We start from the raw sequence: 10,630 nt of genomic DNA, 5'->3' as shown, positions 1-10,630 counted from the left end.
CTTCGACGCACCCAATGCCTCCAGCCTGCCGACCCCGGTCGCAGTGCCGGACGATGCGGCCGGGCAAACGATCTGGCTGACCCTGCCCGATGCCGCGCAGAACGGGCAGGACGTGGGTGGGGCAGGGGGCTCTTCCGCCGGCACCCGCTATACGCTGGACGCCGAGACAGTGGCGGACAATGCATCGAGCACGCGGGTCGAACAGACCATCGAGATCGCCGAACCCCGGCTGGAACTTGCCCTGCGCAAATCGCCCAAGCCCGGGTATCAGTGCATCCCGCTGGCCAAGATCACCGAGGTACGCGACGGCGTCGTCTCGATCGACGACACGGTGCCGCCAACCGGGCTGATCCTGGCCGTGCACCCGGCCTATGAGGGCTATCTGACCCGCGTCATCGGTTGGATCGAAACCAAGCTCGAAGGGCTGGCGCGCTTTGCCTCGGATCCCTCGTCGGGCGGGGGGATGCAGGCCTCCGATTATCTGATGCTGATGGTGCTGAACCGCGAGTTGCCGGTGCTGAAACACCTCAATGCCTCGGGCAAGGTCCACCCTGAACGGCTGTATGAAAAGCTGATCGGCCTGGCCGGAGAGCTGGCGACCTTTGACCAGAACGAACGCCGCGCGCCGGATTTCGGGGCCTATGACCACGACAATCCGCGCGATGTCTTTACCCCCGTGGTGCAGCAGATCCAGACGCTTCTGGCGCGCGATGTGGGCCGCGCCGTGCGCCTGCCGCTGAAAGAGGTGCGCGAGGGCTCCTTCGCCGCGCTGGTCAACGACCGCAACCTGTTCAGCCAGGCCACTTTCGTGATCGAGGTCTCCTCGGGGCTGCCGCTGACCCAGGTGCAGCAGCAGTTCCCGCAGCTGTGCAAGGTCGGGCCCTCGACCCGGATGAAGGAAATCATCAACAACAACCTGCCGGGCGTGCCGCTGATGCACCTGCCCAACCCGCCGCGCCAGATCCGTGTTGTCGCCCGGAACGTCTATTTCCTGGTCGACAAATCCTCGGAGCTGTGGCGCGAGTTCAGCGTGGCACCGGCGGTCGGCATGCATTTTGCCGGCAACTGGCCAGACCTGAAGCTGGAGCTTTGGGCCATTCCGGAGCAATAAGCGATGCACGGCGACGACGACGACGGCGAAAAGACGGTTTTCGGACAGAAACTGCCGACCCCGGCCAGCCGCCCGCCGCAGGCGGGGCAGGGTGGGGCACCGGCCGGCGGGCAGGCGGGTGGCTTCGGTCAACCGCCAGCGCCCCCTCAGCAGCCGCCCCAGGCGCCGCAACCCGATCCGGCCTCGGCCTGGCATCAGCAAACCCAGCTGCCGCAAAGCCCGCCTGCCGCAGGCGGGGCGGGGGATGAGGACAAGACCGTGTTCGGCGCGCAGCTGCCTCCGCTGCAACCGGGCGGTCAGGCAGGCGGACAAGCGGGGGGGCAGCCAGCTCCCTATCCCGCGCACCCTCAACCGCCGCAGCAGCCACAGCAGCCGCAATACGGCCAACAGCCCCCGATGCAGCCGGGACCGGGGCGCGCCGCGCCAACCGGGCAGGCCCCATATCCGGGCGGCTTCGGCCAACCTGCCCCGCCCGCACAGCCCCATGCAAGCCAGGACGACACCTGGCTGGGCGGCGCATTGACACCGCATCCGGCACAGCCGCCCGCCGCCGCGCCTTACCCGCCACAGCAGCAACCGCAGCAACCGGCCTATGGGCAACAGCCCCAGTATCAGCCCCAGTATCAGCCGCAGAATGTGCCCACCGGGGCCGATATGTTCCCCGAGGTGCCGCGCGACCCGCAACCGGCCGAACCGCAACTGCGCCCGCGCATCGCGCTGGAAGACGCGCTGAAGGGCACGGGGCTTGGGGCAGGGGGGTCGACCAACCCTCTGATCGCCGCCGCCGCCAATCTGCTGATCCTGCTGGGCCGTCTGCGCACCGGTCTGGTCGAGATGCAATCCGGCCCGCTGATCGACCATGTCACGCGCGAGATCGATCTCTATGAACGCAACGCGCTGCAGGCCGGGGTCAGCCAGCAGGACGCCTCGGATGCGAAATACGCGCTGGCAGCGACTGCGGATGACATCGTGCAGAACCTGCCGGGCGCGGACCGGTCGACCTGGATGCAATATTCGATGGTTGCGCGGTTCTTTGGCGAACGGGACAGCGGCGTCGGGTTCTTCCGCAAGATGGATCAGGCGATGAGCGCCCCGGGGCAGCGGTTCCAGGTGCTCGAAGTGATGCTGACCTGCCTGTCGCTGGGGTTCGAAGGTCAATACCGTACCGCGCGCAATGGCGCGGTGGAACTGGCCCGGGTGCGCGCCGCGATCTACGAGACCCTGCGCCGGGTCGCACCGCGCCCGGATGACGATGTTTCGGTCCATTGGACGCCGATGGCGGTTGGCAACAAGCGGCGCCATGGGGGCACGCCGATCTGGGTCGTGGCCGCGGTGGCTGGGCTGATGGTGGTAGCACTGTTTGCCACCCTGTCCACCCTGATCGCGCGCCAGGGCACGCAGGTGCAATCACAGATCCTGGCGCTGCATGACGGGTTGCCGGGCATTACCATCGAGCGCACCGCACCGGTCACGCCCGAGGCTGCCTATGTCGCGCCCGCGCCCGCGCAGCTGGACCGCATCCGCGCCAAGCTGGCCGATCAGATCGAAGACGGGCTGGTCGTGGTCGATCAATCCAACCAGTTCATTTTCGTGCGCGTTGGCGAGGCGCTGCAGTTCCGCTCGGCCCGGGCCGAACTGCAAAGCGATTTCGAACCCCTGGCCCTGGCCATTGCCCAGGCGTTGAACGACGAACCCGGCCCGATCCGCGTGGTCGGCCACACCGACAGCCAGGGCCTGTCCGGCCGGGGTCGCTACAAGAACAACGAGGAACTGTCGCTGGCCCGTGCGCAGACCGTGGCCGGGATCATCGGTCCGCATCTGAGCGACGCCGCGCGGCTTTCGACCGAAGGTCTGGGCCCGGTCGAACCCATCGCCGACAATGGCACTGCCGAGGGGCGTGCCATGAACCGTCGCGTTGAAATCATGATTGGCCGCGAGGAGTTGGCGCAATGAGGCTGCTTGGCGTGATCCCGATCCCATCCTTCGCGAAACTGTTCAAGCAGGGCTGGTTCCGCAAGTTCCTGATCGTCCTTGGCGTGCTGGCGATTATCGCCGCGATCTGGTTCGGCTTCCCGATGACCGGCGTCGAGTTCCTGCAATCCCCCTGGCTGCGCGGCGGGGTAATCGGTGCGATCCTTCTGATTATCTTCCTCAGCTGGTTTGTCCGCTGGAACAAGCGGCGCAAGGCGGCCAAGGCGCTGGAGGAGGCGATTGTCGAAGAACCCGTGGGCGACGGCAAGGTTCTGGCCGAACGCATGGGCGAGGCGCTGACCAAGCTGAAGAAATCGGGCGGCAAGACCTACCTTTACGACCTGCCCTGGTATGTGATCATCGGCCCGCCCGGCGCGGGCAAGACCACGGCGCTGCGCAACTCGGGCATTGAATTTCCCGGCTCGGATGGCGAAAGCGCCGCGCTGGAAGGCTTCGGCGGCACGCGCAATTGCGACTGGTGGTTCGCCGAAGAGGCCGTGCTGATCGACACCGCCGGGCGCTATACCACGCAGGACAGCAATGCCGAAGCCGACAAGGCCAGCTGGACCGCCTTTCTGGACATCCTGAAACGCGGCCGGCCGGCGCAACCGATCAACGGTGTGATCCTGGCCTTTTCGGTCGAGGACATGATGACCGCGGATGCTGACACACTGGCCGCCCATGCCGAGACCGTGCGCAAACGTCTGGCCGAGATCCACGAGGTTCTGAAGATCGACTTCCCGGTCTATGTGGTCTTTACCAAGGCTGACCTGATGTCGGGGTTCCGCGAGTATTTCAGCTCGTTCAACATCAACCGGCGCAAGTCGGTCTGGGGCGCGACCTTCCAGACCCGTGATCGCAAGGAACAGACCTTCTCGCAGGTCGAGGAACAGTTCAACCTGCTGATCAGCCGCCTGTCGGACGAGGTGATTGACCGGATGAGCGAGGAGCCCGACGGCGTCTCGCGCATTGCCATTTTCGGCCTGCCGGGACAGATGGCCATGCTGCGCGAAAACGTGGTCGAGTTCATGCGCCGCGTGTTTGAGCCGACCCGCTACAAGACCAATGCCATCCTGCGCGGTTTCTATTTCGCCTCGGGCACCCAGGAGGGCACGCCGATCGACCAGGTGCTGGGGGCGATGGCGCAGAACCAGGGCGACGGGCAGGCATTTCAGCCCGCCTTCATGTCGGGATCGGGCAAGAGCTTTTTCCTGCATGACCTGATGAAGCGCGTGATCTTTGAAGAGGCAGGCTGGGTCAGCCATGACGCCCGCGCCGTGCGCCGTGGCGCGATCCTGCGTACCCTGGCGCTAAGCAGCATCGTCATCGCCACCCTGGCCACGATGGCAGGGTTCGGCTGGAGCTTCTGGCAGAACGCGACCCTGCTGGGCACTGCCCAGGCGCAGGCCAATGCCTATTACGGCGACGCTCAGGACGAGATCCGGCGCGAGGTGATTTCGGACACGGACCCCTCCATCGTCATGCCTCATCTGCAAAACCTGCGCCTGATCAGCGCGGGTTATGGCGATCCGGTCGAACCGGGCCTGCTGGAAGGGCTCGGGTTGGGACAGCATCGCCGGGTGAACGTGGCTGCCGAACGGGCCTATTCCGACGCGTTGGAACGCATGCTGCGCCCGCGCATGCTGCTGCATCTGGAAAACGAGATCCCACAGCTGATCGCCGACAATGACACCGCCGGTGTCTATCGCGCGTTGAAGGTCTATATCCTGTTGGGCGGGCAGCAGGGCGGCGCGCCGGATGACGCGGCAATCCAAAGCTATTTCGACGATGTTTGGCGCAACCAGTTCTCTTCGGCCGGACAGATCGACGAACGCGATCAGTTGACCGCCCATCTGGCGGCCATGCTGGAGCTGGACGACAGCCGAAACGCCGTTTTGGCCATTGACGGTGAAATCGTGCGCCGCGCGCGCGAGGTGATCGTGAACCTGCCGCTGGCCGATCAGGCCTATGCCTCGATCCGCGACCGGGCCGTGACCTCGGGCATTCCCGATTTCAACCTGGTCGAGCGGGTCTCGGGCCAGGTCGATCGGGTGTTCAAGACCCGCGACGGCAGCCCGCTGAGCGAGGTCGGCGTGCCCGCAATGTACACGTTCGAAGGCTATTGGGGCTTCTTCCTGGAAGAGCTGACCGAGGCGCGCAAACGGCTGGAAGAGGATCAATGGGTGCTGGGCGAAGCCGCCGACCGTGTCGGCTATGAAACCCAGCTGGCCGGATTGGAGCGTGAGCTGCACCGCAAATACCAGCTGGATTTCGAAGCAGCCTGGAACGACATGCTGACCCAGATCGGCATCGCGGGCCTGGCGGCGGACGCCCCGAATTACGAGGCGCTGTCGGCGCTGGCCTCGCCAGTGGCCTCGCCGCTTCTGGAACTGGTCGAGGCGGTCGAGGAAGAAACCCGCCTGACCCGCATCTACGAACAGCTTGATGGGATGGACCCGGCTGCCCTGGCGACCGGCGACCTGGGCGGCGGGCTGCAGGACGCGGCCTTTACCCGGATCTATCACCGCTCGGGCGTGTTCCAGCGGGTGATCCTGGACGCCGCGCGCTCGGGCGGCAAGGCCCAGACCCGCGCAGGCGGCGCATCTGAGGACAGCCAGCGGCGCCAGGTCGAACGCATCGCCGATGCCTTCAAACCCTGGCATGTCCTGCTGGACGGCGAACCCAATGCGCGCCCCATCGACGCGCTTCTGGACACGGTCAGCAAGCTGCATGAGAACCGCTATGTCTCGGCCCGGTCAACAACGCCCGCCGATGACCAGATGCTGCAACAGCGCCTCTCGGCCCTGACCATCAACAACTCGTCCCTGCCCAAGCCACTGGCCGGGCTGATGTCCGATGTCGAGGCCGAATTCCGCACCGAGGCCGAAGACGCCACCCTGGCGCAGCTGAACACCCAGCTGAACCAGGAAGTGGCGAGCTTCTGCCAGCAATATGTCGCGCCCCATTACCCCTTCGGCAATGGCCGCCATATCGCAGGCAATGTCTTTGGCGAATTCTTCGGCCCGGGCGGGCGCATGGATCGGTTCTATACCACCTATCTGCAGCCTCATGTGCGGCGCACGCCCGACGGGTTGCAACCGGTGGCGGACAGCACCATCGGCGCGCGCCTGTCCACCGATGCGCTGGCCCAGTTCGACCGGGCCGAGGCGATCCGCGCCGCCTTCTTCAGCGCCGGAAGTCCGGATCCCAGCGTGTCGATGTTCGTGACCCATGTCTCGTCCAGCCCGACGGTGGACCTGGCGATGATGACCCTGAACGGGGGCACGATCCAGACCCGGCCCGGCGATGCGCCCGCGTCGCTGATATGGCCCGGCGCGGGCTCGGGCGTCACCATCCAACTGTTCCCGGAACAGCGCGGACGCGGCTCGCGGGCGGATTTCACCGCCGGACGCTGGTCGATCGTCGACTTCCTGCGCCAGGGGCGGGCGCGGCGCGACGGCAACGTCGTCAGCGTGACCCATGAGATCGGCGGGCGCACCATTACCTACCGGCTGGAATTCGACAGCACCACCGTGCCCTTCCTGATGCGCGAGCTGTTCGACTTCTCCTGCCCGGCGGATCTGGGCTGACGGGGGGTGTGATGCTGGGGCTGATCGGCAAACATCCGGGCTATGGCGATTTTCTGCGCCACGGGGTCGACCCCAGCCTGGCCGATTGGCTGGACGGCTGGCTGAACAACGCGCTGATGCCCCTGCGCGATGAGATGGGGGAGGGCGGCTGGCCCGCGTTCTGGGACGCAGCCCCCGTGCTGCGGTTCTGGATCGGACGCACGGTCACCGGCGGGCACGGACTGGCCGGGATCCTCAGCCCCTCGCGCGACAAGGTCGGGCGCCGTTTTCCGCTGCTTTTGATGGCCCAGAACAGCGCCTTGGCCCCACCGCTGCTGAACGCGGATCAAGCCCCCTATGAGGCGCTGGAAGCGCATCTTGAGGCCGCAGCTCCGCAGCCCGGGCAGGGCGCGGCCGCTCTGCTGGATGGCCTGGACCCGGATCAGGCCGGGTTCGCCCCGGAACCTGCCGCGATGGCCGGGCAGACGCCGCTGATCTGGGCCCATAACGCCCAGGGTGACCTGGCTGGGCTGTTGTCGGCGATGCAACCGGTCGATCACACCCGCGCCATGCTTGCGCGCAGCTATTGGTGGGCGCCAGCACGTTCCGGGCGCGCCGCCATCTGCCTGGCGCAGCAGGGCCTGCCGGACAGCGCTGCTCTGGGCTGGCTCTTGAGTGGCGGGCCCGCCGCCGAGGCGCGCGATATCCCGGCACTCCAAACGCCACAAACCGATATTGAAAACCCTCTTTCTTCCACGCCAAGCACTTCACCGGACGGCCCTGATGCATAGCACTGAATTCTTTACCTTTCTGACCGCCCAGGCCACCGATGTAGGCCGCGTGCGCACCGTGAACGAAGACAGTTTCCTGTCCCGCCCCGAAAGCGGCCTGTGGGTCGTGGCCGACGGTATGGGCGGTCATGCGGCAGGTGATTTCGCAAGCCAGACCATCGTGCGCGAACTCTACTCGGTCGGGCTGCCCGGATCGGCGGATGACTTCCAAGCCCGATTCATGGAACGGCTGGGGCGGGCGAATGACCAGATCCTCGATCACTCGGCAGAGCTGAACCAGGGCACCATCGGGGCCACTCTTGTGGCGCTTCTGGTGGCCGGGCAGGACTATGCCTGCATCTGGTCCGGCGACAGCCGCATCTATCGCCTGCGCGCGGGCGAGCTGGAGCAGCAGACCCGCGACCATACCGAAGTTCAGGCGCTGCTGGATGCGGGCTCGATCACCCCGGAAGAGGCGGAAACCTGGCCGCGCAAGAACGTCATCACCCGCGCCATCGGCGTCAGTCCGTCGCCGGAATGCGACGTGATGGGCGGACGGCTGGCCCTGGGCGACCGTTTCCTTCTGTGTTCGGACGGGTTGACCGGCCATGTCTCGGATGCAGAGATTGCCGAGATCCTGGCCGACCCGTCGCCGCAAGCAGCCTGTGATCAACTGATCGCCTTGACCCTGGAGCGCGGGGCACGAGACAATGTCACGGTGATCGTGCTTTATTGCATGGCCCCGCCCGCGCCGCAGATCGACGACAGCGAGTTTGATATGGATGTGCTGGAATGACGACACAGCCCCCGAAGCAGCCTCCTGAGCAGCCCGACGAACAGGCCTCTGACCCCAGGACCGACGCGGCACCGGGCACAGAGGCCGACGCAGCGCCGGACAACGCTCCTGCGGCTGACCCGGATCAGACTGTCTTTGCCGGGGCTACGGTGCCGCCCACCTCTCCACCACAGGACGAAGGTGACGACCGCACGGTCTTTACCCAAGCGCCCGCCGCGCCCCTGCCGGACAGCGACGCCACCGTCTTTACCGCCGCCCCTGGCAGCGTGCCCCCCACGGTCAACCCGGACGCAACGCCAGACGAGGCCACGGTCTTTGGCGGCACGGCGCACCCCGCCGCCGCACCGCCTGCACAGGAGGGCGATGCAACTGTCTTTTCAGGGGCAGCGGCGCCGACCACACAGACACCTGCGGCCCCGCCGCCGACACAGGCTCCACCCGCGCCGACCCCGATGCCCGGTGTGACCGGGCGCACCGGCGTGGCCACGGTTGAGATCGGCACGCTGATCAACAACAACTACGAGGTCAAGGAAGTCCTCAAGGCGGGCGGCATGGGCGAGGTCTATCGCGGGGAAAACGTCATCACCCGCAAGCCCGTCGCCATCAAGGTCGTCCTGCCGGAACTGGCCGAGGACGAGAAGGTCGGCCTGATGTTCCTGCGCGAGGCGACCACCTTGTCCGAACTGTCGGACGAGGCCATCGTCGGCTACCAGAACTTCATCCAGGATCCGGTCACCGGGCGCTATTGCCTGATCATGGATTTCATCTCGGGCGTTCCGCTGTCCGAGTTCACCAAGAAGAACGGCGCGATCACCAAGGAAGCCGGGCGCACCCTGCTGAAGCGACTGGCCAAGGGGCTTGAGAAAGCCCATGCGCGCGACGTTATCCACCGCGACCTGTCGCCCGACAATGTGATGCTGCCCGACGGAATCATCGCCGAGGCGCTGCTGATCGACTTTGGTATCGCCAAGTCGAACGTGGTCAAGGAAGGCACCATGGCCGGGCAGTTCGCGGGCAAGTTCAAATATGTCTCGCCCGAGCAGCTGGGTCATTTCGGTGGAGAGATCGGCCCGGCCACGGATATCTATGGCCTGGCCTTGTTGATGGCCGCGGCGCTCAAGGGCTCGCCGCTGGACATGGGCAGTTCCATCGTCGAGGCGGTCGAGGCGCGGCGCGCCATTCCCGACCTGTCGGACATGCCCGAAGACCTGGCCCCGCTGCTGGCGCATATGCTGGAGCCGGACCCGGCCAATCGCCCTGCTGACATGGCGGCTGTCGGTCGCCTGCTGGATCACCCCGAGGAAATCCCGGCACAGTACAACGGCGGCGTAACCATGGCCCCGCTGCCGGGGGCCACCACCACCCGGGCGGGGCTGAGCCAACCGGCCTTTACCGTCTCGGGCCTGCAGACCCCGCCAACTGCCAACACCAGCCGCACCGCGGCGCCGCTGACCCAACCGGGGCAGGGCCTGCCCGGCCAGGCACCGGCACGCGAAAAACGTGGTGGCGGGGTGATGGCCCTTCTGGCCGTGGTGTTCCTGGCCGCGATGGGCGGGGCCGGCTATTACGCCTGGTCGCAGGGCATGATGGACGACCTGATAGCCCAGGACGACGGCGGCGATGACGACGACACTGCCCCGCCTGACCAGCCTTCGGAACTGCCGCAGATCATGCCGCATACGCGCGACGGGTTCCTGGCGGGGTTCGACACCGGCCCCTGCACCTATGCCGCGCGCGTCGCAGCTGGGGCAAATGCCGGAATGGTCCTGGGTTTTGCCAGCCGGGGCGGGCTGTTTGCCGGGCTTCCCACAGCCTATGAGGAGAGGTTCGGCGCGCATCCGACCGTTCTCGACCGGATCGTCACGCCCGAACAATGCGCCGCGCTGGAGTTTGCCCGCAGCCTGCAGGGGCGGGGCATCGACCCGGTGCAGATCCGCATCGACTATGACGAGGTCGCCAGCGGGGCGCCCATCAGCGGCCAGATCATCGACCCGCTGGGGCGCAAGGTCTGGCTGGTGCTGGTCAGCCCAAAGGGCGGTGTCTACAACCTGACCGATCGGCTTTCCGATCCGGTCGGGGACCGGCGCAGCTTCCGCTTTGCCATGTCGCTTGCCCCGAATGCAGATCCCGCGCCGCAGCTGCTTCTGGCGGTGGCCACGGGCAACCCGCTGGTCAACGCTGCCTCGGCCCGCGACGGATCGGATGCGCAGATGCTGATGCCGATCATCGCGCGCGAGATCACCGATGGCGGCGGCAAGGGCGTTGCGGCGCTGTCCCACGTGCTGCTGACCCAACCGGCACCGGAGCCTGCCTCAGAAACCTCCCCAGAGCCGGAAACGGACCCGGACACCGCCCCCACCGAAGGGGAACAGACGGATCCCGATACCCAGTAGGGATTGACCCGACCTTCACG

6 protein-coding genes are annotated in these 10,630 nt (G+C 66.5%); all 6 read left to right on the top strand.

Going from position 1 to position 10,630, the window contains the following annotated elements; translation table 11 throughout:
- A partial coding sequence (tssK, locus tag ACO07D_RS00925; RefSeq protein ID WP_421701050.1) for a type VI secretion system baseplate subunit TssK occupies window positions 1–1,111 on the top strand: 1,111 nt, incomplete at its 5' end.
- Window positions 1,112–1,114: 3 nt separating this feature from the next.
- Entirely contained in the window at window positions 1,115–3,064 is a 1,950-nt protein-coding gene (gene icmH / locus ACO07D_RS00920; protein ID WP_421701049.1) for a type IVB secretion system protein IcmH/DotU, read from the top strand.
- Window positions 3,061–6,672, top strand: coding sequence for a type VI secretion system membrane subunit TssM (gene tssM, locus ACO07D_RS00915; protein WP_421701048.1), 3,612 nt, complete (start codon window positions 3,061–3,063; stop codon window positions 6,670–6,672). The genes icmH and tssM overlap by 4 nt, the downstream gene beginning before the upstream one ends.
- Window positions 6,673–6,683: 11 nt before the next feature.
- Window positions 6,684–7,442, top strand: coding sequence for a type VI secretion system-associated protein TagF (gene tagF, locus ACO07D_RS00910; RefSeq protein WP_421701047.1), 759 nt, complete (start codon window positions 6,684–6,686; stop codon window positions 7,440–7,442).
- Window positions 7,435–8,217 (top strand): PP2C family protein-serine/threonine phosphatase, encoded by a 783-nt coding sequence (locus tag ACO07D_RS00905; RefSeq protein WP_421701046.1) that lies wholly within the window; start codon window positions 7,435–7,437, stop codon window positions 8,215–8,217. Before tagF ends, ACO07D_RS00905 begins: the two co-directional genes overlap by 8 nt.
- On the top strand, window positions 8,214–10,610 hold the full coding sequence (locus ACO07D_RS00900) for a serine/threonine-protein kinase (protein ID WP_421701045.1): 2,397 nt from the start codon (window positions 8,214–8,216) through the stop codon (window positions 10,608–10,610). Before ACO07D_RS00905 ends, ACO07D_RS00900 begins: the two co-directional genes overlap by 4 nt.
- The last annotated feature ends 20 nt before the right edge of the window (window positions 10,611–10,630 follow it).

The organism is Aliiroseovarius sp., assembly GCF_965228805.1.
Lineage (GTDB): Bacteria > Pseudomonadota > Alphaproteobacteria > Rhodobacterales > Rhodobacteraceae > JASBTN01.
The sequence above is the reverse complement of the archived record's forward strand: the minus strand, read 5'-3'. Positions and strand labels throughout refer to the sequence as shown.

Excerpts from the sequence above, each read along its gene's own strand:
- ACO07D_RS00900 (WP_421701045.1), top strand. The coding sequence starts at position 8,214 with ATGACGACACAGCCCCCGAAGCAGCCTCCTGAGCAGCCCGACGAACAG.
- ACO07D_RS00905 (WP_421701046.1), top strand. The coding sequence starts at position 7,435 with ATGCATAGCACTGAATTCTTTACCTTTCTGACCGCCCAGGCCACCGAT.
- tssM (WP_421701048.1), top strand. The coding sequence starts at position 3,061 with ATGAGGCTGCTTGGCGTGATCCCGATCCCATCCTTCGCGAAACTGTTC.
- tagF (WP_421701047.1), top strand. The coding sequence starts at position 6,684 with ATGCTGGGGCTGATCGGCAAACATCCGGGCTATGGCGATTTTCTGCGC.
- icmH (WP_421701049.1), top strand. The coding sequence starts at position 1,115 with ATGCACGGCGACGACGACGACGGCGAAAAGACGGTTTTCGGACAGAAA.